The sequence below is a fragment of the Blautia glucerasea genome (genome assembly GCF_020537505.1).
GTDB lineage: Bacteria > Bacillota > Clostridia > Lachnospirales > Lachnospiraceae > Blautia_A.
The window spans coordinates 305,587-328,690 of record NZ_JAJBMO010000002.1; the positions used below are offsets into that span (position 1 = coordinate 305,587).

At 46.8% G+C, this 23,104-nt stretch carries 19 protein-coding genes, 1 tRNA gene and 1 pseudogene; 3 read left to right on the top strand and 18 right to left on the bottom strand.

Going from position 1 to position 23,104, the window contains the following annotated elements:
• Window positions 1-147: 147 nt before the first annotated feature.
• Both LIQ05_RS02975 and LIQ05_RS02980 read left to right on the top strand, forming a co-directional pair.
• The gene (locus tag LIQ05_RS02975; RefSeq protein ID WP_226818478.1) at window positions 148-1,521 is read left to right on the top strand and encodes a sodium-dependent transporter; all 1,374 of its coding nucleotides are present in this window, start codon (window positions 148-150) and stop codon (window positions 1,519-1,521) included.
• Between the two features lie 10 nt (window positions 1,522-1,531).
• Window positions 1,532-2,782, top strand: a complete 1,251-nt coding sequence (locus LIQ05_RS02980; protein WP_226818479.1) for a CapA family protein — start codon at window positions 1,532-1,534, stop codon at window positions 2,780-2,782.
• Between the two features lie 198 nt (window positions 2,783-2,980).
• Here the strand turns inward: LIQ05_RS02980 and queA are convergent, their stop codons facing one another.
• The 13 genes from queA to plsX all read right to left on the bottom strand — a co-directional run bounded on the left by queA (window position 2,981) and on the right by plsX (window position 16,865).
• Window positions 2,981-4,006, bottom strand: coding sequence for a tRNA preQ1(34) S-adenosylmethionine ribosyltransferase-isomerase QueA (gene queA / locus LIQ05_RS02985; RefSeq protein ID WP_226818481.1), 1,026 nt, complete (start codon window positions 4,004-4,006; stop codon window positions 2,981-2,983).
• A complete protein-coding gene (gene trmD, locus LIQ05_RS02990; RefSeq protein WP_226818482.1) occupies window positions 3,993-4,757 on the bottom strand; it encodes a tRNA (guanosine(37)-N1)-methyltransferase TrmD in 765 nt (254 codons plus the stop codon). The genes queA and trmD overlap by 14 nt, the downstream gene beginning before the upstream one ends.
• Complete coding sequence (gene rimM / locus LIQ05_RS02995; protein ID WP_226818483.1) at window positions 4,758-5,261, bottom strand: ribosome maturation factor RimM; 504 nt, start codon at window positions 5,259-5,261, stop codon at window positions 4,758-4,760.
• 123 nt (window positions 5,262-5,384) lie between these two features.
• Complete coding sequence (locus tag LIQ05_RS03000) at window positions 5,385-5,615, bottom strand: KH domain-containing protein (protein WP_021926512.1); 231 nt, start codon at window positions 5,613-5,615, stop codon at window positions 5,385-5,387.
• Between the two features lie 87 nt (window positions 5,616-5,702).
• Complete coding sequence (gene rpsP, locus LIQ05_RS03005; RefSeq protein ID WP_117852013.1) at window positions 5,703-5,948, bottom strand: 30S ribosomal protein S16; 246 nt, start codon at window positions 5,946-5,948, stop codon at window positions 5,703-5,705.
• A 58-nt stretch (window positions 5,949-6,006) separates the two neighbouring features.
• On the bottom strand, window positions 6,007-7,359 hold the full coding sequence (ffh, locus tag LIQ05_RS03010) for a signal recognition particle protein (RefSeq protein ID WP_226818484.1): 1,353 nt from the start codon (window positions 7,357-7,359) through the stop codon (window positions 6,007-6,009).
• A gap of 3 nt (window positions 7,360-7,362) precedes the next feature.
• On the bottom strand, window positions 7,363-7,686 hold the full coding sequence (gene ylxM, locus LIQ05_RS03015; protein ID WP_226818486.1) for a YlxM family DNA-binding protein: 324 nt from the start codon (window positions 7,684-7,686) through the stop codon (window positions 7,363-7,365).
• Window positions 7,687-7,805: 119 nt separating this feature from the next.
• Window positions 7,806-8,867, bottom strand: a complete 1,062-nt coding sequence (gene trpS / locus LIQ05_RS03020) for a tryptophan--tRNA ligase (protein ID WP_226818488.1) — start codon at window positions 8,865-8,867, stop codon at window positions 7,806-7,808.
• Between the two features lie 102 nt (window positions 8,868-8,969).
• Window positions 8,970-10,181 carry a threonine ammonia-lyase gene (gene ilvA / locus LIQ05_RS03025; protein ID WP_226818489.1) on the bottom strand — a complete coding sequence of 404 codons (1,212 nt, stop codon included), beginning with the start codon at window positions 10,179-10,181 and terminating at the stop codon, window positions 8,970-8,972.
• Window positions 10,182-10,282: 101 nt separating this feature from the next.
• Window positions 10,283-11,221 carry a signal recognition particle-docking protein FtsY gene (ftsY, locus tag LIQ05_RS03030; RefSeq protein ID WP_226818491.1) on the bottom strand — a complete coding sequence of 313 codons (939 nt, stop codon included), beginning with the start codon at window positions 11,219-11,221 and terminating at the stop codon, window positions 10,283-10,285.
• A gap of 15 nt (window positions 11,222-11,236) precedes the next feature.
• Window positions 11,237-14,797, bottom strand: coding sequence for a chromosome segregation protein SMC (gene smc, locus LIQ05_RS03035; RefSeq protein WP_226818493.1), 3,561 nt, complete (start codon window positions 14,795-14,797; stop codon window positions 11,237-11,239).
• Between the two features lie 116 nt (window positions 14,798-14,913).
• The gene (rnc, locus tag LIQ05_RS03040) at window positions 14,914-15,597 is read right to left on the bottom strand and encodes a ribonuclease III (RefSeq protein ID WP_226818495.1); all 684 of its coding nucleotides are present in this window, start codon (window positions 15,595-15,597) and stop codon (window positions 14,914-14,916) included.
• 239 nt (window positions 15,598-15,836) lie between these two features.
• Window positions 15,837-16,865, bottom strand: a complete 1,029-nt coding sequence (gene plsX, locus LIQ05_RS03045) for a phosphate acyltransferase PlsX (RefSeq protein WP_226818496.1) — start codon at window positions 16,863-16,865, stop codon at window positions 15,837-15,839.
• 231 nt (window positions 16,866-17,096) lie between these two features.
• On the opposite strand from plsX, the gene LIQ05_RS03050 reads away from it, so the two are divergent.
• Window positions 17,097-17,193: transfer RNA gene (locus LIQ05_RS03050), tRNA-Sec, on the top strand.
• Between the two features lie 52 nt (window positions 17,194-17,245).
• On the opposite strand, the gene selB is transcribed toward LIQ05_RS03050, so the two are convergent.
• The 5 genes and pseudogenes from selB to LIQ05_RS03075 form a co-directional block, all read right to left on the bottom strand.
• On the bottom strand, window positions 17,246-18,838 hold the full coding sequence (gene selB, locus LIQ05_RS03055; RefSeq protein ID WP_226818498.1) for a selenocysteine-specific translation elongation factor: 1,593 nt from the start codon (window positions 18,836-18,838) through the stop codon (window positions 17,246-17,248).
• Between the two features lie 212 nt (window positions 18,839-19,050).
• Complete coding sequence (gene glmS / locus LIQ05_RS03060) at window positions 19,051-20,889, bottom strand: glutamine--fructose-6-phosphate transaminase (isomerizing) (protein WP_226818499.1); 1,839 nt, start codon at window positions 20,887-20,889, stop codon at window positions 19,051-19,053.
• Between the two features lie 17 nt (window positions 20,890-20,906).
• Window positions 20,907-22,301 (bottom strand): sugar transferase, encoded by a 1,395-nt coding sequence (locus tag LIQ05_RS03065; RefSeq protein WP_226818501.1) that lies wholly within the window; start codon window positions 22,299-22,301, stop codon window positions 20,907-20,909.
• A gap of 265 nt (window positions 22,302-22,566) precedes the next feature.
• On the bottom strand, window positions 22,567-22,800 hold the full coding sequence (locus LIQ05_RS03070) for a hypothetical protein (RefSeq protein ID WP_226818503.1): 234 nt from the start codon (window positions 22,798-22,800) through the stop codon (window positions 22,567-22,569).
• A 13-nt stretch (window positions 22,801-22,813) separates the two neighbouring features.
• A pseudogene (locus LIQ05_RS03075) lies at window positions 22,814-23,104 on the bottom strand (transposase); the annotation flags it as partial.

Genomic DNA, 23,104 nt, shown 5'->3' on the forward strand with positions numbered 1-23,104 from the left:
GTACCATTTCCCCCTTCTTTTTCAAGATATTTATTGACGAACCCTTGTTTTCTTCTTATACTATTAAGATGTGAGCTCTTCTGTAAAAAGAACTTTTGTCCCATTTTTTACAGAATTCATACCTATAAAAAGAGGAAGGAAATCTATATGAAAGAACGTGAAAAGTTTTCATCCCGGCTAGGATTTATTCTGATTTCAGCCGGCTGCGCCATTGGTATTGGTAATGTATGGCGCTTCCCTTACATCACAGGTCAGTACGGCGGTGCCGCTTTTGTACTGATTTATCTTCTGTTCCTGGTAATCCTGGGACTGCCTATTATGGTTATGGAATTTGCAGTTGGACGTGCAAGCCGCAAGTCCGCAGCAAGAAGCTTCCATCTTCTGGAACCAAAGGGCACCAAATGGCATCTCTACAGCTACGGCGCCATGCTTGGCAACTACATGCTGATGATGTTTTACACCACTGTAGGTGGCTGGATGCTGGCTTATTTCTTTAAAATAGCAAGTGGTACTTTTACCGGACTTGACACAGAAGGGGTAGGAAATGTATTTAACACCCTGCTCTCCAATCCTGGAGAAATGACCTTCTGGATGGTGCTCGTAACTGCATTTGGTTTTGGAACCTGCTGCATGGGACTGCAGAAAGGGGTTGAGCGAATCACCAAGGTTATGATGGTTTGTCTTCTTACCATCATGGTAGTTCTCTGTGTGAAGAGCTGTACACTTCCAGGCGCGATTGAGGGAATTAAGTTTTATCTTCTCCCAGATTTTGGCCGTCTGAAAGAGAATGGACTGCTCTCCGGTATTTATGCCGCTATGGGACAGGCCTTCTTTACCTTAAGCCTTGGCATCGGTGCTATGGCCATTTTCGGAAGCTATATTGACAAGGAGCGCAGTCTTATGGGCGAATCCATCCAGATCGGCATTCTGGATACCTTCGTAGCACTCATGGCAGGACTGATCATTTTTCCGGCATGCTTTGCTTACAATGTAAGCCCGACACAGGGTGTTGGTCTTGTATTCGTCACACTGCCCAATATGTTCAACCAGATGATGGGCGGACGTTTCTGGGGCGCGCTGTTCTTTATTTTCATGACATTCGCAGCTCTCTCCACCATCATTGCCGTGTTCGAGAACATCATCAGCTTTGCAATGGATCTGTGGGGATGGGGCCGCAAGAAAGCAGTTCTGGTAAACGGAATTGCCATCTTTATCCTGTCCATGCCATGTGTACTTGGATTCAACGTTTGGAGCGGCATTCAGCCACTTGGCGCCGGAAGCACCATCCAGGATCTGGAGGACTTCATTATCTCCAACAACCTGCTTCCACTGGGAAGCCTTGTTTACCTGCTGTTCTGCGTAACCCGCTATGGATGGGGATGGGACAACTTCATCAAAGAAGCGGATCTTGGAAACGGCATCAAATTCCCGAAATGGGCACGTCCATACCTTACCTATGTACTGCCCCTTATCGTTCTGTTGATCTTCGTAATGGGATATTACGATAAATTTTTCAGATAAAATATGACCTATGCAAAAGAAAAAGAATCTATACAAAAAATCCAGATATTACCGACAGCGCCAGAAAAAGATCCGGCAGGTCTGTGTGGCAGCAGGCAGTATTCTGCTTCTGGTGGTAGTTATCCTGATCATTCGGGGATGCTCCGGAGGAAAAGCCAGAACCGCCAGCTCTTCTGCTGTAAAAACCACTGCTGATTCAGATTCCCAGGCAGCAAACTCCAATATTTCAGACAGCGAAAGCACCAACACCTCATCCGCTGACAGTGATGACCCAAACGGCACTTCCGCAAAAGACAGCTCCCATACGGCTTCTGATTCTGAAACAAACAATACCAAATGGAACCACTCTGCCCCTGTCACGATTACCGTCAGTGTGGTTGGCGACTGTACTCTTGGCACAGATGAGAATTTCGATTACGACACCAGCCTGAACGCTTATTTTGAAAGCTATGGAAAAGAATACTTTTTCCAGAACGTAAAGGGTATTTTTGAGGCAGATGACCTGACTATCGCCAACAACGAGGGAACCTTCACAGACAGCTATGACCGGGAGGACAAAACCTTTGCATTTAAAGCTCCTGCTTCCTTTGCAGGCATTTACTCCTGCAGCTCTGTAGAGGCTGTAAACACAGCAAACAATCACAGTCATGATTACGGCGAGCAAAGCTTCCAGGATACCATGGATGCCCTGGACGCTGAGGGAATCGTTCACTTCGGCTATGATGAAACCGCCGTAATGGACATAAAAGGCGTAAAAGTGGGGCTTGTGGGAATTTATGAGCTGTACGATCACCTGGAGCGTGAGCAGCAGCTGAAGGACAACATTGCCAAGGTAAAAGAGGATGGCGCGGAACTGATCATTGTTATTTTCCACTGGGGAAATGAAAAGGAAACAGTCCCGGATTCCAACCAGACCACTCTGGGCCACCTGGCCATTGACCTTGGTGCAGATCTGGTGTGCGGACATCATCCCCATGTGCTTCAGGGAATTGAAGAATATAAGGGCAAAAATATTGTATACAGTCTTGGAAATTTCTGCTTCGGTGGAAACAGCTACCCAAGTGATATGGACAGTATGATCTTCCAGCAGACCTTTACCATCACAAATGATGGGGTAAAAGCAGACAATATGACGAACATTATTCCGTGTTCTATCTCCTCTGCCTATGACTATAATAATTATCAGCCAACCCCAGCTGAAGGAGACGAAAAATCCAGAATCATGGAAAAAATCCAGGAGAGAAGTTCCTGGATTGGGTAGAAAATACATATTAGATCAATTTCATATGCTATAACAGGCGAAAGCCCCAGAGCCGCTAAACTCTGAGGCTTTCATTTTATTTACGCGGGCAACGAGCCAAAGTACATGCTTGCATGAGGCCCTGGCATCTGCCGCGATAACGGGTAAAACCCGCAGACCGTGTTTTATCCCATTATCACACTTTTGTAAGAATATCGTTTACAAAATAATCATAGCATCCCCAAATGAAAAGAACCTATATTTTTCCTGCACTGCCACTTCATAAGCGTGCATAATATTCTCTTTTCCAGCTAAAGCTGACACCAGCATCACCAGTGTAGACTCTGGCAGATGGAAATTGGTGATCAGACCGTCGAGGATCTTAAATTTGTAGCCTGGATAGATGAAAATCTCTGTCCAGCCACTTCCAGCCTTCAAAACGCCATCCTCGCCAGTTGCAGACTCCAGGGTACGGCAGCTGGTGGTTCCGACTGCGATCACACGGCCGCCGTTTTTCTTGGTGTCGTTGATCAGCTTCGCCTGGTCTTCTTCTACAATGTAGAATTCAGAGTGCATATGATGCTGCTCTACATCATCCACCTTAACCGGCCGGAACGTGCCAAGGCCTACATGAAGGGTTACATGGGCAATGTTGACACCCTTTTCCTTTACCTGCTCCAGAAGCTCCTTCGTAAAATGCAGGCCTGCAGTAGGTGCTGCTGCGGAGCCTTCGTTCTTCGCATAAACGGTCTGGTAGCGGTTCTTATCCTTTAATTTATGGGTAATATATGGAGGCAGCGGCATCTCGCCCAGCTGATCCAGAATCTCCTCGAAAATACCTTCGTAATGGAACTGGATCAGACGGTTTCCCTCGTCCACCACGTCAATGATCTCACCCTTTAAAATACCATCGCCAAATGTGAGCTTGGCGCCCGGGCGTGCTTTCTTGCCAGGCTTTACCAGACACTCCCAGATATCGTTCTCTCTTCTTTTCAGAAGAAGGATTTCGATTACCGCGCCAGTCTCTTCTTTGTGGCCGTAAAGTCTTGCCGGGATTACCTTGGTATCATTGATGACCAAAGTGTCTCCTTCCTTCAGATAGTCCAGTATATCCCTGAAATGGCGATGTTCAATACTTCCATCTTCCATAGAAAGATGCATAAGCCTGGAAGAGCTTCTGTCCTCCAGCGGATCCTGGGCGATCAGCTCCTGAGGGAGCTCATAGTAAAAATCAGATGTTCTCATCTTTGGATTCCTCCTCTTTCCACTGTTTTTTCAGCTGCCGCACAAAATTCCATTCTTTGTTGGTGAGATCTGCCTTTTTCAGCAGATCCGGGCGCCTTTTGGCAGTACGAATGATAGACTGTTCCCTGCGCCACTTCTCTATATTTGCATGATGACCGGACATAAGAACCTCCGGAACCTTTTTGCCATGCCACTCCTCCGGGCGGCTGTACTGGGGATATTCCAGAAGATTTCCTGCAAAGGACTCTGTCTCCCCGGATTCCTGATTGCTGAGCACACCTGGGACCATACGGGAAATAGAATCCATCATCACCATAGCCGGAAGTTCTCCGCCTGTAAGCACGTAGTCCCCAATAGACACATAATCGGTGACAATCTCTTCCAGAACGCGCTCATCAATACCTTCATAATGGCCGCAAAGGAAGACCAGTTCTTCCTCTTTCGCCATATCCCTGGCCATCTGCTGGTTAAACACCTGTCCCTGGGGGGTAAGATAAACCACACGGGGACGTTTCCCGGCTTTCTGGGCAATGGCCTCATAGGCCAGGTAAACCGGCTCTGCCTGCATCAGCATGCCAGCTCCGCCACCATATGTGTAGTCATCCACTTTCTGGTGCTTGTTAAAGGCGTAATCGCGGATGTTTACTGCCTCCACAGACAGAATTCCAGCGTTAATGGCGCGTCCTGTAATACTGGTGTTCATTCCATTCTGGATCATTTCCGGAAAAAGGGTCAAAACATGGAAATTCATTTATAAAAGTCCTTTCATCAAATGTACCGTCATCACATTTTCTTCCAGGTCAACATCAAGGATACATTCCCTGATAGCTGGAAGAAGTACTTCCTGGTGATCTGGAAGCTCTACTACATAAACATCATTGGCACCTGTCTCCATAACATCCTTCAGGGTTCCAAAATGAGTGTTGTCCTCCAGAACTACTTCCATTCCAATCAGGTCACCGATGTAATATTCATCCTCATCCAGTTCCTGGGCTTCCTCTCTTGGAACCCACAGGTCTCTGCCTTTGTACATTTCAATATCATTTATATTATCAATCCCGTTAAATTTCAGGATCACAAGATTCTTAAAGAATTTCACATTCCGGATCTCCAGCTTCTTCATCTCTCTGCCAGCATCCAGAAGTACATATTCCAGATCCAGGAAACGCTCCGGATCTGTGGTGGGGAATACCTTCACTTCTCCCCGCACACCATGAGTGGTGGTAATTACTCCAACCTTTAATAAATCTTCCATTCAAACTCCTTGCAGCCCATCCGAAACTCACGAATCCACTTATTCGCAACCGTCGTACGGGACTTTTATAGTTAAAAACAGGAGCCATGTCTCCACAGCTCCTGCGTCCATATATATTGCTTATCATTGCAGAATATCTACAATCACTTTTTTGCTGCTTTTGGAAGAAGCCGCTTTCACTACGGTACGGATAGCCTTGGCGATTCTGCCCTGGCGTCCGATCACCTTACCCATATCAGATGGTCCTACCTTCAGTTCAATGACAACAGCGTCATCCTTTTCAGTCTCGGTAACGACTACTTCATCCGGATTTTCAACAAGAGATTTTGCAATTACTTCTACTAATTCTTTCATTACACACCTCCCTGATTACGCCCCAAGCATATAAACACGCTCCAATCTGGACGTTACAGAAATACCCCCTAAGAGATACTTCTTAAACTATTTCTCGATTCCGGCCTGTTTCAGGATCTTAGCAACAACTTCTGTAGGCTGAGCACCGTTTGCGAGCCATTTCTTAGCTGCTTCTTCGTCAACCTTGCATACGCTTGGCTCCTGGTTCGGATCATAGGTTCCGATCTCTTCGATACATCTTCCATCACGTTTGCTGCGGGAATCTGCAACAACGATTCTATAGTAAGGTGCTTTCTTCTGTCCCATTCTTCTTAATCTGATCTTAACTGCCATTTTAATTTTCCTCCAATTTCTTACTTTCTCTTTATTAGTTTAATTTGATTATTTTATGTTAAAAAGGAAGCTTGAAGCCGCCTCTTTTACCACCCATTTTGCCGCCGCCCATGAGCCCCGGCATCTGCTTCATCATCTTCTTGCTCTGCTCAAACTGCTTCACAAGACGATTGACCTCTGCAACATCCACACCAGCACCCTTGGCGATCCTGTTCTTACGGGAAATATTCAGGATTCCCGGATTGGAGCGCTCCTGCGGTGTCATAGAAAGGATAATGGACTTGGTTCTGTCCATTGCTTTCTCATCGATCATGCTCTCCACATCCTTCATCTTGCTTCCCATACCTGGGAGCATGTTCAGGATACTGGAAATGCCGCCCATCTTGTTCATCTGCTCAAGACTGGTAAGATAGTCATTGAAATCAAAGTCCATCTTCTTCAGCTTCTTGGACATCTCCTGGGCTGCTTCCTGATCTACGGCTGCCTCAGCCTTCTCGATCAGACTCATTACATCTCCCATACCAAGAATACGGGATGCCATTCTCTCTGGATAGAACTGCTCCAGATCAGATAACTTCTCTCCCATACCTACATACAGGATCGGTTTGCCAGTTACGGCTTTGATGGAAAGGGCTGCACCACCACGGGTGTCACCATCCATCTTGGTCAGAATTACACCGTCAATTCCTACCTTCTCAGAGAAGGTCTGGGCTACATTGACTGCATCCTGTCCTGTCATGGCGTCTACTACAAGGACTGTCGCATCCACCTCAATATTAGACTTAATATCAGCAAGCTCCTGCATCATGTCCTCATCAACATGAAGACGACCTGCTGTATCAATAATCACAACATTCTGCTGATTTGCCCTGGCATGTGCAATGGCTGCCTTGGCAATGTCCACCGGGCTCTGCTTATCACCCATGGTAAAGACTTCTACGCCCTGCTTCTCACCGTTTACCTGCAGCTGTGTGATCGCCGCCGGTCTGTATACGTCACAGGCTACCAGAAGAGGTTTCTTACCTTTGGACTTGATCTTACCTGCAAGCTTGGCTGCGGTGGTGGTCTTACCAGCACCCTGGAGACCTGCCATCATAATAACGGTCAGATCATTGCCTGGCTTGATTGGAAGCTCTGTGGTCTCGCTTCCCATAAGATTAACCAGCTCTTCGTTTACAATCTTGATGACCATCTGGCCTGGGTTCAGTCCGTTCATTACGTCCTGTCCAACTGCACGTTCCTGTACAGACTTCGTGAACTGCTTCACGACTCTGAAGTTAACGTCCGCTTCAAGGAGTGCCATCTTAACTTCCTTAAGAGCAATCTTAACATCTTCTTCGGTCAGACGGCCTTTACTTCTAAGCTTCTTGAATACATTCTGAAGTTTATCTGTCAAGCTTTCAAATGCCATGAATTATAACTCCTCTAAAATCACATTGGATATTGCCACTATATCATCTGCGTGATACCCGGATGCAAGCTCGTGGATCTTCTGTACCTGTCCCCGGATATTTACAAACTTCTCTACCAGGTGCAGCTTCTCTTCATATCCTTCCAGTGCCTTGTCACAGCGCCTGATCATATCATGCACGCCTTGACGGCTGATATTCAGTTCTTCTGCAACCTCACTTAAGGAATAATCCTCCAGAACTACGCTCTCGTAGATCTGCTGCTGTCTCTTCGTAAGAAGCTCCCCGTAAAAATCATAGAGCAAAGTACGTTCTACAAACTTTTCCATTCGTAATCACCTTGGGTATCATACCGTATTTCCCAGTGACTGTCAAGTATTTTCTCTTTACAAATTATATTTTTTCCAAAAACACTCTCGATCCAGCCCACGGGCTGATTTTTTCTTTATTACTGAATCAGACTGTTATCATCAAAATAATTGATTCTCATAGAAGCCTTCACATCTTTCAATGTCTCAGCAGCCTTAGCCTCTGCAACCCTGCTGCCCTCTCTTAAGATGTCGTAAACATCCGGGATGCGCTGCTCCCACATTTTACGGCGCTCGCGGATCGGGCCAAGCTCTGCCTGGAGAACGTTGTTCAGGAATTTCTTCACCTTCACATCTCCAAGGCCACCTCTCTTATAGTGGTCCTTCAGCTCATCCAGGTTCTGATAATCCGGAAGGAATTCCGGGAAATATTCTGGCTTGCAAAAGGCATCCAGATAAATAAATACCGGATTACCGTCAACATTTCCAGGATCCTGCACACGAAGATGGTTCGGATCTGTGAACATGGACATAACCTTCTTCTTAACCTCATCAGCCTCATCGGAAAGATAAATACAGTTTCCAAGGGATTTGCTCATTTTGGCCTTGCCGTCAATACCTGGCAGACGCAGGCAGGCTTTGTTGGATGGGAGAACAATCTCCGGCTCTGTAAGAGTCTCACCATATACAGTGTTAAACTTGTGTACAATCTCTTTGCACTGCTCCAGCATAGGAAGCTGGTCCTCCCCAACCGGAACTGCTGTTGCACGGAAGGCTGTGATATCTGCTGCCTGGCTGATCGGATAGCAGAAAAATCCAACCGGGATACTGGCTTCGAAATTACGCATCTGAATCTCAGATTTCACAGTAGGGTTACGCTGAACACGGGCTACTGTAACCAGATTCATATAATAGAAGGTAAGCTCTGTAAGCTCCGGAACCATGGACTGAATAAAAATCGTGGATTTGTCCGGATCAATACCGCATGCCAGATAATCAAGTGCTACCTGGATAATGTTCTGGCGAACCTTCTCCGGATGCTCTGCATTATCAGTAAGTGCCTGTGCATCTGCGATCATAATATAAATCTCATCGTAGTTTCCGGAATTCTGAAGCTTCACACGCTCAGATAAAGAACCTACATAATGTCCCACATGAAGACGTCCGGTTGGACGATCTCCTGTTAAAATTACTTTTTTCATAGCTTGCTACTCCTTATATTTACCGCCATGCCAGACTTTTTCAAAAAACTGACACAGCCGAATTTATTCATAAACATTTCAAAAAAACAATCATTTTTCTAATTATAAACTTGCGCGGATCACCTTTGGTCTGCAGCCTGCCGTCTCAAGTGCTTTCACGATCTGGTTTTTATGGTCTGTGCCAAATGCCTCCAGAGTGATCTTCAGCTCTACAGCCGCGTTACGGTTGGTGCTTACAAACTGGTTATGATCCAGCTTGATAACATTTCCCTGATTCTCTGCGATAATGGAAGCCACACGTACCAGCTCACCTGGCTTATCCGGGATCAGAACAGATACCGTAAAGATTCTGTCTCGCTGGATCAGACCATGCTGTACCACAGAGGACATGGTGATCACATCCATATTTCCACCGCTTAAGATGGAAACAACCTTCTTATTCTTGAAATCAAGGTGGCGAAGTGCTGCAACAGTCAGAAGTCCGGAATTCTCAACGATCATCTTATGATTCTCTACCATATCAAGGAAAGCAACGATCAGCTCATCATCCTCGATGGTAATGATCCCGTCCAGATTCTCCTGGATATATGGGAAAATCTGGGATCCTGGTGTCTGGACTGCAGTACCGTCTGCAATAGTGTTTACATGAGGAAGTGTAACAACCTCTCCCTTCTCCATGGAAGCTTTCATGCAGGCTGCTCCAGCCGGCTCTACACCGATCACTTTAATGTGGGGATTGAGAAGCTTGGCCAGTGTGGAAACACCTGTTGCAAGTCCACCTCCGCCAATTGGTACCAGGATATAATCTACAAGAGGAAGCTCCTGAACGATCTCCATTGCGATGGTACCCTGACCTGTGGCAACAGCCGGATCGTCAAATGGATGAATAAAGGTATAACCCTTTTCCTCAGCCAGCTCCAGCGCATAGGCACACGCCTCATCATAAACATCTCCGTGAAGGATCACTTCTGCACCGTAGCCCTTTGTACGCTCCACTTTAATAAGCGGTGTAGTGGTCGGCATTACGATCACTGCCTTCGCACCGTATTTGTGTGCTGCATAAGCAACACCCTGCGCATGGTTTCCAGCGGAAGCTGTAATCAGCCCTTTGCCTCTCTCCTCATCGGAAAGGGTGCTGATCTTGTAATAAGCTCCACGGACCTTGTATGCACCAGTTCTCTGCATGTTCTCCGGTTTGAAGAAAACCTTGTTTCCAGTGAGCTCAGAGAAATAACTGCTCTTCACCAGCTTGGTCTCCTGGGTTACCTGCTTAACTATTTCTGCCGCTTCTTCAAAACTCTCTAATGTAAGCATTATTTATTTTTCCTCCTGTAATTTGTGGTCTGCTGTTCAATCATTCACGAAAATACCTCATAGAATATGATTTATGTTTAATCGTGTCCGTGAAATGATCGTCACTCATCCGGATGGATATCAAACAGGGCATCCACAAAAGAATTTGCGTCAAATTTCTGTAAATCATCAATGCTCTCGCCAACACCGATATATTTTACCGGAATATCAAGCTCAGACTGGATTGCAACTGCAATACCGCCCTTGGCTGTACCATCCAGCTTGGTAAGGATAATACCGGTTACATTTGCAACCTCCGCAAACTGTCTGGCCTGCACAAGTGCATTCTGACCAGTAGTTCCATCCAGGACTACCAGAGTCTCCAGATAAGCCTCCGGATATTCCCTCTCCAGAATGCGGTAAATCTTGCGGAGCTCTTCCATAAGATTCTTCTTATTATGAAGTCTTCCTGCAGTATCACAGATCAGCACATCTGCATTACGTGCCTTGGCTGCTGCCACTGCATCATAAACAACAGAAGCTGGATCTGCACCGTCCTGGCCGCCAATGATCTCCACACCGGCACGATTTGCCCACTGTGTAAGCTGTTCCCCGGCTGCTGCGCGGAAGGTATCTGCTGCACCCAGGATGACCTTTTTTCCCTGGTCCTTCAGCTTGCCAGCAAGTTTTCCAACGGAAGTTGTTTTTCCAACACCATTGACACCAATCACAAGGATCACGGATTTGCGGTTCTCAAACTCGTATTCGGTGCTGTCCACTGTCATCTGATTCTTAATCGTCTCAATGAGAAGTTCCTTACATGCCTTGGGATCTTTGATATTCCGGATCTTCACCTGCTCTTTTAATCTGTCCAGAATAGCTGTAGTCGCATTGATGCCAATATCACCCATGATCAGGATTTCTTCTAATTCTTCATAAAAATCATCATCTATTGTAGAATAGCCGGTGAAAAGAGAATCAAATCCTGCCACAATGTTGTCTCTGGTTTTTGTCAGTCCGCTGACAAGTCTTTTAAAAAACCCTTTCTTTTCCTCTGCCATTTCCTTTCCTCCTTTTTACTGCGTGAGCTGGTTCTCCACAAGATCCACGGAAACCAGCGTAGAAACGCCTTTCTCCTGCATAGTGATACCATAAAGCCGGTCTGCGGCATTCATGGTACCACGTCTGTGTGTTATTATAATAAATTGGGTGTTCTTCGTCAACTTCTGAAGATACCCTGCAAAACGTCCAACGTTGGAATCGTCAAGCGCCGCCTCGATCTCATCCAGCAGACAGAAGGGAGATGGCTTCAGGTTCTGGATGGCAAACAGAAGGGCAATGGCTGTAAGCGCCTTTTCCCCACCGGAAAGCTGCATCATGTTCTGAAGCTTTTTGCCCGGCGGCTGGGAAATGATACGGATTCCTGCTTCCAGGATATCCACATCCTCCTCAAGCTCCAGAGTGCCCTTACCGCCTCCAAACAGCTCCTTGAACGCCTTGTCAAACTCTCTCTGGATATCCTGGAATTTCTCAGTAAACTGCTTCCGCATTCCCTCATCCAGCTCCTGAATGATATTCTCAAGCTGCGCCTCTGCAGTCTTCAGATCCTCATACTGTCCGGAAAGGAACGCATGGCGCTCTGAAATCTCCTTATATTCCTCAATAGCATTTACATTTACATTGCCAAGCTTGCGAATTTCATCCTTCACCTGGGCAATTTCCTTTTTCATGGCCTTCAGATCGTTCAGCTCTTCTTTCTTATATTGAAGGGCATTGTTCGGGGTGATCTCATATTCATTCCACATATAGGAAATCTGGGACTCCCGGTGCTCCTCCAGCTTCTCGATCTGGCTTTTCAGCCGGTAGCACTCTTTGTCCAGAAGGGAAATCCTGCCGGACAGCTCATCCCGCTTCTCAAAGAACGCCTTATGACTGGTATTCTTCTCATCCTTCACAGTCTGCCAGCTCTCCAGCTGCGCCTTCGCCTTCGTCTCATCCTGGGCAAGTGTGGCGATCACGGCCTCCAGATTCTCCACAGACTGCCGTTTCCGCTCATTCTCCTCCCCGCCAAGCTCCAGGGTCTCATGAATGTCTGCCTCCTCCTGATGAAGAGCCTCCATCTCATGATCCAAACGATTCAGGGTCTCTGCAGCGAAGCTTTCCTTCTGCTGGGCAGTGCTGGCTTCCAGGCGCAGGGCTTCCAGCTTCCTAGAAATCTCCTGTTCCTCTGTTTTCCAGTTTTCTAATTCTTCCTGTTTGTTCTGGATAAAAGTCTCCAGCTCTTTCTCATCCTGCTCAGAAGCCTTCAGTTCTTCGGCAATCTTGCTGTGATCAGCCTCCGCCTCCTCGATCTGACGGCGGATCTCCATCTGTTCTCTCTGGATTTCTCCATAACCAGCCTGGATTTCCCTGGTCTTAGCCTCTACCTGGTTAATATTCATCTTCGCGGTATTCTGTGCAACGTACTGCTGACGCAGCTTCTCCTGCAGATCTGCAATGGTATCACGCATAACATTACGCCTGCTCCGGTTGTCATTGATGGCCTTCTGCATATCGTCCATGTCTTTTCGGAGCGCTTTTACACTGGATTCCAGCTCTTCGATTTCACGGCGGCGGCCCAGAAGATTACTGTTATTCTTAAAGGAACCACCAGACATGGAACCACCCGGGCTGAAGGATTCTCCCTCCACCGTTACCATACGGAGGCTGTGCCTGTACTTTCTGGCAATGGCAATGGCATTGTCAATGTGGTCCACCACAAGCACGCGCCCCAGAAGATAGGTGGCAAGTCCTGCATATTCCGGACCTGTGGTCACCAGCTCACTGGCAAGCCCGATCACGCCAGGCTCTTTTAAGGCATCTCTCTGGGTAAAACCGCTTCTGGTATTAATACTGTTCAGCGGAAGAAAGGTGGCACGTCCGAAACGATTCTTTTTCAAAAATTCGATCATGCGCTTGGCGGTCTGCTCATTGTCTGTAACAATATTCTGAATACTTCCGCCAAGAGCTGTCTCGATGGCAATCTCGTACTCCTTATTTACCTGGATCAGATCTGCCACAACGCCCTTAATCCCAGGCACCCGGTCTTTCTGCTCCATAACACGGCGGATACTGTTTCCATATCCGTCATAACGCTCGGTAATATTCTTCAAAGATTCCAGCCTGGAAGCCTCGCGGTGATACGCGCTCTGGCCGATCTCCATCTGGCTGTTCTGCTTCTTTAATTCATCTGTAATTTTATGTACTTCATTATCCAGGCGCTGGCACTCTGCGTTCATATCCTGGATCAGGGTAGTAATTCCCTGAAATTTCTCCTTTGCCTTGGAAAGCTCTGTCTGCTGCTGGGCATCCTCTGTTTTCAAATGAAGCTGTCTCTGGCTGATTCCTGCCTTACGGATGTCGATCTGCTCCATCATGGTATCAAAACGCTGGGCTTTTCCCTTGGTAGTAGCACGGGTGTTGAGAAGCTCGATGATCTCGTTCTTGCCGTTCTCCACAGCCTGGGAGCATTCTTCGATCTGTGCCTGGATATTGGAAAGCCGGTCTTCCTCTGCTTCCTGGCGCTTCTTCGCTTCCAGAAGCGCTACATGAAGCTGGGATTTCTCTGCTTCCTGGTTCTCCAAAGCCTCCTGACGTTCCTTCAGGTCCGTCTCAATGGTCTGTAAACGGTTCTTATAGTGCTCCTCATTCTGCACACCAGCAGAAATCTGTTCCCGGAGGACCTTGATCTCACCGTCTAACTGCTGCCTGCGGATTGCCTTATTCTGTGTTTCCTCCCGAAGCTGATCCATCTGGACGTTTAACTGTTCCAGTTCTTCTTCCAGACGGTCATACTCCACCTTGGTCTGCCCGTAAGCCTTCTGGTTCTCTTCCAGTTCTTCATTTGCCTGGGTGTTCTTGGCATCCAGCTCCTTTAATTCACGGCTGGTCTCCTCGTTTTCCAGAAGGAAGCTGTTCACATCCAGTTCCCGCAGGGTATCTCTCCTGGCAAGATAGATCCTGGCAGTCTCAGACTGACGCTCCAGGGGGCCTAACTGTCTGGTAAGCTCGCTTAAAATATCGGTCACACGCACCAGGTTCGCCTGTTCGTCCTGCAGCTTCTTGATGGTGGCCGCCTTTCTTCGCTTAAACTTTACAATTCCGGCAGCCTCATCAAAAAGCTCACGGCGCTCCTCCGGCTTACCGCTTAAGATCTTGTCGATCTGGCCCTGTCCGATAATGGAATAGCCCTCTTTTCCAATACCGGTGTCGTAAAACATTTCATTAATGTCCTTCAGACGGCAGGCACTTCCATTGATCAGGTATTCACTCTCGCCGGAACGGTAAAGCCTTCGAGTGACCGTAACTTCGTTGAAATCTACCGGAAGCTTGTGGTCACTGTTGTCCAGGGTAATGGCAACAGAGGCGAAGCTAAGCGGCTTTCTGGTCTCTGTTCCGGAAAAAATAACATCCTGCATGTTTCCGCCTCGAAGCTGCTTGGCACTCTGCTCTCCAAGAACCCAGCGGACTGCATCTCCTACGTTACTTTTCCCACTTCCGTTAGGACCAACAATTCCGGTAATTCCATTATGAAATTCGAAATTGATTTTCTGTGCAAAGGACTTAAACCCGTGCACTTCAATATTTTTTAAATACATGTATTCGAATCCTTGTTATTATTGTTATAAATTACTTGCATTATTTCACAAAATTCACAAGATGCGATATTTTAGTTATGATTTTCAGTCGTCTGTCATCCGCATATACTGCTTTCCTATTTCTTCATCTTACGGATTGCCTGGTAAGCAGCTTCCTGCTCTGCAGCTTTCTTGGTGTGGCCCACGCCGGTTCCCATTACCTGGCCGTTGACAAGAACATCTACGGTAAAGCTCTTATTGTGATCCGGACCTTCCTCCTTCATCAGACGGTACTCCACAAGATGAGTTCCTTTCTCCTGTACGATTTCCTGCAGGATGGTCTTGCTATCATAAAAGAGCTGTTTGTTCTCAAGATCGTTCAGAATAAATTTCAGAACGAACTCCTTTGCACTAGCAAAACCACCGTCCAGATAAATAGCTCCAAGCAGAGCCTCTGTTGCATCGGAAACGATAGAGTCCCGGTTTCTGCCACCGGTCATGTCCTCCCCCTTGCCCAAAAGCAGATACTGGGGCAGGCCAAAATCTCTTGCACAGTAAGCAAGACTTGGCTCACAGACCAGGCTGGCTCTCTTCTTGGTCAGCTCACCTTCCGGGATCTGGGTGAATTTCTTGTAAAGAAAATCGCTGCTGATCAGCTCTAACACTGCATCTCCAAGAAACTCCAGACGTTCATTGCAGCCTGCCTTGCCAAGCTTCTTCTCATTGGCATAGGAGCTGTGTGTCAGTGCAAGGATGAGAAGGCTCTTGTTCCTGAATTCATAACCTATGCGGGTTTCCAATACTTTTAACTTTTTTTCCATAATAAACTTCCTTCCCTTTGACAAACTGGCTATTCTGCCGGCAGGTCTTTGCCGGAAAATCTGCTGCCGCGTATCGATGTTCACGCCTGCAAAGCCAGATTGTCAGTGTTTCTTTATTAAAAACAGGCCAGACTTTTTACAGTTACTGTCTGCCTTAAAGCAGATTAGCCAGATCTGACTGCGGTCTTCGGATATTGTTCCCCTGTCCCCAGTCAGTCTGGATAAAAATTTTGCTGCAATTATGCTTCTTTCCCAGTAGTCTCTTCCACCATATGGGCTGCGATCTTCTCGTTGATCTTCTGCTGCCTGAACTGGACACACTGGAAAATAGCGTGACGGATTTCAACAGCCCTGGCACTGCCGTGTGTCTTCACAACCAGTCCCTTCAGGCCAAGAAGAGGTGCTCCGCCGTACTCACTTGCATCAAATGTCTTCAGGGTCTCCTTGATGGCAGGCTTCACAAGAAGGGCACCCACTTTGCTGCGGGTATCCCTCATAAGGCCAGTCTTGATCATCTTCATAAAGGTACTTCCAAGTCCCTCGTAAAGCTTCAGGATCACATTTCCCACAAATGCTTCGCAGACGATCACATCTGCATAACCAGCCGGGATATCCCTTGCCTCAATGCTTCCGATGAAATTGATTCCCGGGCATTCTTTCAGAAGAGGAAATGTCTCCTTCACAAGTGCATTTCCCTTTTCTTCCTCTGCACCAATATTTACAATGGCAACACGGGGATTCTTGATTCCCACTACATCTTCCATATAAATGGAACCCATCTTCGCAAACTGTACCAGATGCTCTGGCCGGGCATCTACATTGGCACCACAGTCAATGAGAAGGGATACTCCCTTCTGGGTAGGGATCAACGGGGCCAGCGGCGGACGCTGTACACCTTTGCTTCTTCCTACGATTACCTGACCACCTACCAAGATGGCGCCTGAGCTTCCAGAGGAAACAAAGGCTTCTGCTTCCTGCTTCTTCACAAGATTCAGGCCTACCACAATGGAAGAATCCTTCTTCTTACGGATTGCCAGAACCGGGGGCTCTGCTGTCTCGATCACCTCGGTGGTATTTACAATCTGGATTCTTTCTTTGGGGTAATTCTGAAATTTACTCAGCTCATTCTCAATCACTTCCTGCTTACCGGTAAGGATCACTACAATGTCCTCTCTCTCGGTAACAGCCTCTACAGCTGCTTTCACAGGCTCTGCCGGAGCGTTATCTCCGCCCATGGCATCTACTACTACTCTAACTGTCTCTGCCATATTTTTCTCCTTTTAGGATACGGTTACGGTTCACTCTATTTCTGGCAGCATCCTTTGCAAAATGATGTCCGTGAACAGCAACTGATTGCTCTTTAATACTGTAATTCGGTAATGCAAAAATAAAATACCTATAATATCCCGAATAATATTATTCTACTTTATCTGCCCCCGCTTAGTCAATAGGGAATCCAAGAAGTTGACGAAACCGCCAATCTCCGCTATACTCTCACTGGGAGCAGATAGGTGCCGGTGTGCCTCCTGGTCTTCAAAACCAGTGTGGGGCGCTAATCACGTCCCGGATGGGTTCGATTCCCATATGTTCCCGCCAAAATATATACATTTTGTCTTTCTTTCGCAGGACTCTCACACCAGGCAGCTGACTACCTGGCTTTTCCCAACACTCTCGTCCCATTTTCCATAACCGTAATCCGTTCCTTGTCGAAGCCTTCCAGCAACGTAATGGCACATTTTCTCGATATCCCCAGCCGGTCACGAAATTCACCGGTCTGGATCACCCCTTTTTCTTCATATATTAACCGTACCATATCCAATGCTTTCTCACGGATTTCGCTGTGCATATAGTGCTTTTCGTCAAAGCGTACCAGCTGGCCTCCCCGCACCATTGCAAAGAAGATTCCGGAAAAATCCTTTTCCTTGGAAAAGACGCTTTTTACTTCATCGGTCAATGGCGGGGTAAAACCAGATTTCAGGTATAATTCCTGTAAACGAAGGAATGTTGTATTGACAGGGATTTCTTTTGCTGCCTGTTCTGCTGCCTTGGAACAGATGGTTTTTTTCTTTCCTATAGGACAGAAACTATCTTCCTGATTTTCCTGTCTTCTACGCCGCTTCACAGCATTTGGATTCAACACAACACCGCCGCCGATGGTCTCCACCGGCGAATAAAATCTTATGACAAAATGGTCCCCCGTCTTCATTGCTGTGGTCTGTTCCATCCGAAGCTGAACCACAGCCTCTTCTCCTGGCTTCAATATTTCCCGATCAAATAAAATCACTTTACACACAAGCTCTGCTGCCCCGTGATAAAGATGTACCCGGGTACCGTTTTTTATAGAACGATGTGCGGACCTCAGCAGGCGCAGCCGCACATCTGCCATCATAGTACTCTCCATACTCCCGGCAGCTGCCAGGATCTCCCCTCTGGAAATCTCATCCTTTCCAATTCCAGGAAGATTTACAGCGACCCGCTGCCCGGGAAAGGCTCTTGTGGTTTCCTCACCATGAACCTGAATGCTGCGGATTTTTACTTTTCCGCCACGGGGATATAGCATGGCGTCAGAATCCAATTCCAGAATACCGTCAAGCAGCGTACCGGTGATAATGGTGCCAAATCCCTTTAATGAAAATACACGATCTATTGGCAGACGATACTTTACTACTTTTCCTTCATCAACCAATCCACTTTCTCTTTTGACAAGGCTCAATGTGTCCTCGCCATCCGCATTCACACACAGCTTCCACAGCTTTTCCCGAAGTTCTTCAATCCCCCGTCCATCCACAGCACTGGCTGCCACCACGTCTGCATTTTCCAGAAACGTCCCCCGGACAAGCTTCTGGATTTCCTCCCGAAGTCCCGCTTTCCACTCCAGATCTGCTTTCGTAATCACCACAATACCAGTACAGATTCCAAGAAGGGAAAGGATTTCTAGATGTTCCCGTGTCTGGGGCATAACGCCCGCATCCGCCGCGGTCACCAGCATGGCAATGTCAATTCCGCCAGCCCCTGCCAGCATATTCTTTATAAACCTTTCATGCCCGGGCACATCAATAATCCCAGCCCTGGTACCATCTGGGAGGTTCAGAAAAGCGAACCCATTTTCAATTGTAATTCCCCGCTTTTTTTCCTCTGCCAGACGGTCTGTATCCTTACCTGTCAGTGCCTTCACCAGACAGGTCTTGCCGTGATCAATATGCCCGGCAGTGCCTATGATCCTATACCTCTTCTTCTCCATATCCTTTTCCAATTTCATTTACTCTAAATAAATCAATACAACAAACAGCTTCAAGAAACGGGATAACACATCCTCTGATGCCAAAATCATACCTGCAATAATCTTTTAAAGAAACAGCGCGAAGAATCCACTTCTCCGCGCCATTCTCATATTTATAACAATATTGTCATTTTTCCATTCTTATATCTGTAAGATGAATTAATTTTATAACATCATTCTACTGTAACAGACTTTGCCAGGTTTCTCGGCTTATCCACATCCAGACCTTTGGCAACGCTGACATAATAGCCCATAAGCTGCAGCGGCACAATGGCAAGGCTGGTAGTAAAATATTTCTCTGTCTTCGGAACATATACTGAGAAATCAGCCGTATCCTCAATGCTGTAATTGCCATAGCTGGTCAGTCCCATAAGGTAAGCGCCACGGCTCTTTACCTCAACCATATTGCTGAGCGTCTTCTCAAAAAGCTCCTTCTGTGTCATCACACCGATCACCAGAGTGCCATTCTCCACCAGACTGATGGTTCCATGCTTCAGCTCGCCTGCAGCGTAAGCCTCAGAATGAATATAACTGATCTCCTTCATCTTCAGGCTTCCCTCCATGCTGATGGCATAATCGATACCACGTCCGATGAAGAAAATATCATGGGCATTTGCATACTTGCTTGCGAACCACTGGATACGCTCCTTATCATCCAGGACACGGCTGATCTTATCCGGCAGTGTCTCCATCTCTTTAAGAAGGCTCTCTGCGCGGCTCTCTTCCAGTCTTCCCTGAACAAAGGCGCTCTGGATGGCCAGCAGATACATGGCGATCAGCTGGGTGCTGTAAGCCTTGGTAGTAGCAACGGAAATTTCCGGGCCTGCATAAGTATATAGGGTATAGTCGCTCTCTCTTGCAATACTGGAGCCAACTACATTCACAACGCTAAGTACCGGCACATTTCTCTCCCTGGCAAGACGAAGAGCCGCCAGGCTGTCTGCAGTCTCACCGGACTGGGAAATGATCACCACCATGGAATCCTCCACAAGGATCGGGTCACGGTAGCGGAACTCAGAAGCCACATCCACCTCAACGGGAATCTTCGCCATAGACTCGATCACATATTTTCCAACCATGCCTACATGGTAAGCAGAACCACAGGCAATGATATAAATACGTTTCAGGGACGCCAGCTTCTCATCAGTAAGTCCGGTCTCGGAAAGATCAATGTGACCGTCTTTTACATAAGCTCCAATGGTATCCTGAACAGCCTTAGGCTGCTCATGAATCTCCTTGAGCATGAAGTGCTCATAGCCGCCTTTCTCAGCAGCTGCTGCATCCCACTGGATCTCTACAACATCTTTTTCGATTTCTTCACGGTCAATATTGTAGAAATGAACCTCATCACGGGAGAGCTCCGCGATCTCAAGGTTGCCGATGTAGCAAACCTTTCTGGTCTGATCCAGGATTGCCGGAACATCAGATGCGATCAGGCTTCCTGTCTCACTTTTTCCAATGATCAGCGGGCTGTCCTTACGGGCTGCAAATAATTTGCCCGGATAGTCCTTAAAAATAACGCCAAAAGCATAAGAACCGCGGATACGGAGCATGGCTCTGGAAATAGCCTCCAGGGGAGTGCCGGTTTTCTTGTAATAATAATCCACCAGCTTTACAGCAACTTCTGTATCCGTCTGAGAATAGAATGTATAACCAGAGCGAAGAAGCTTGGTCTTCAGCTCCTGGTAGTTCTCAATAATTCCGTTGTGGACAAGTACCACAGACTTGTCATCTGTGCAGTGAGGATGGGCATTGGTCTCAGAAGGCTCTCCGTGAGTGGCCCAGCGGGTGTGGCCGATACCACAGGTACCTGGTACTGCGGAACCACCGTCTGTTTTCTCAATAAGTGTCTTCAGACGGCCCTTGGCTTTCACAATGGCGATCTTCTCTGTCTCCTCATTCCGGACTGCGATACCAGCTGAATCGTAACCTCTGTACTCCAGCTTGGAAAGGCCCATCAGCAAAATCGGTGCCGCCTGCTCATCTCCTACATAACCAACAATTCCACACATAAAATTTCCTCCTCGTCTCAGATATTCTCCTCGTTCTTCTCCTCGTTTTTCTCCTGGCCAGCCGTCCTCTGCCATGCCTCAATGCCTTCTGTATTCTCCTTCTGGAAAAGGATCTTGAAGGTAAGCATAAGAAGCTTGATGTCCAGTCTCAAAGAATAGGTCTCAATATAAGTGAGATCCAGCTTCAGCTTGTCATAAGGTGTCGTGTTGTATTTACCATAAACCTGGGCGTAACCGGTAAGTCCGGCCTTCACCTTCAGGCGGTAATCAAATTCAGAAATGCGCTCGCTATAAAGCGCTGCGATCTCCGGTCTCTCAGGTCTTGGACCAACCAAAGACATATCACCTTTTAAAATATTAAAAATCTGTGGCAGCTCGTCAAAATGGATCCGGCGGATGATCCTGCCCACAGGTGTGATCCTGTCATCCTCTTTCCTGGCAAGCTGTGCGCCCTTTACCTCGGAATCCATCTTCATGCTCCGAAATTTCAGGATCATAAAAATTCTCTTATCCCTGGTAAGACGGGGCTGCTTGTAAAACACAGGACCGCCGTCATAAAGCTTAATGGCAAGCGCGATCAGCAGCATAAATGGCGATGCGATCACCAGTCCCAACAGTGAAAATACAATATCTACCACTCTTTTGAAAAACAGCTGCTCTGCTGTGAGGCGCAGGTTACGTGACAGCAGCAATGTGGTATCAAACAGATGGATATCGTCTGCATTTCGAAGCATGATATCAGAAAGCTTCGGAACGGAATAGCACCGGATATCCCTTTCAAAACAATATTTCAGCAGTACATTCCGCTCGTGGGAAGGAATGTCCCCGATCACTACAGCTCTATATCCGTCAATCTTCTCTTTCAGTGCGTCAAGGCCAAGGGAAAGAGGTGCCATCTCTTTGATCGCATATTTATCCTCCCTGGTCTCCAGCTTATTCCTTAGATCCCCAGGATTACGGCCACCGTAGATCATCAGCATCTGTCTGGGCGGATACAGTCTGGTATACACAAAACGCATACCCACAACCCATACCACTACGATCACAAGATCGATTCCAGTCATGGCAAGCATAGGGGACAAATGCTCTCCCAGGCGCCAGCGTCCGATCAGGCACAGCTGCAGATACGTAATAAAGTTCACGCAGACCACCGAAAGGATCTGGGAATAGATCACCTCAAACACACGTAGGTAACCAACCTTAAATCCACCGTAAATCTTATAGAAGAAATACATCATCAGCACATACAGGCCGATTACTACCTGATTACCTCTGTCGAACCGTCTGCCGATCACATTCTTATGCGCATAGAACCTATACCAGATGTAGGCAAAAAGCAATGTCTCAATAGCAACAATCACCGCAGACGCCGAAAACATGATCAGTCTCTTATATCGTTCGCGATTTTCCATTTTTTCCTCCAGTAAAATTTCTGTAAAACCTATACGTTGTATAAGTATAGCACAAAAAACCTCAGAGATAAACGATTTTTTTCGTCATCCATTTTGACAAAATTTGACAATGATGGGTTGCCTTCCGAAAAGAACCGTGATAAAATCAGTACATATTTTAGGTAGCGTAACTGCTTTAAGCAATTACAGTTACAATAAATGTGAACTTCCAGAAATTTTCCGCCTAAACCTCGCACCACAGCCGCGGCTATAGTGCATTCCCCATCTATTCCTTTGTTTCTTCCACATTCAGGAAGTTCATTATCTCCTCATAAGACCGTCCACTCTTTACGATTGCTGACAGAATTTCATCTTTCCTTATCGCATCCCGCTTGTCCAATAGCTCTTTCAAAACTGCAGTTGCATGGTCATATCTTTTCTTCGCTGCGATCACATCCGCTTCCGCTTTTTCAATCTTTTCATCCAGGGCTTCCCTGCTCGTTCTTCTTGTTCTTGCCATCTTTTTCTCCTCTCTACTCCGCCTTTTTTAATTCTTTACTCAACTCGGATGCATAGTATTTTATGTGATTCGCATCCAGACCAAACGCATTTAATATTGTTTTCTGATTAGCTGTTACTGCATGATCCAGCCTGTATACATTATCCAGTTGACGCACCATTTCTATCTTTTCAAGTTCCTTCAACGCTGCCGGAACTGTCATATAATTCGGCTTCTTTTCCAGTTTTTTCATCTCCTCTTTCAGCTTCGTATACATCTTACAGCGCAGTATCATCGCCACAAACTCAACAAATATCTTAGCCCT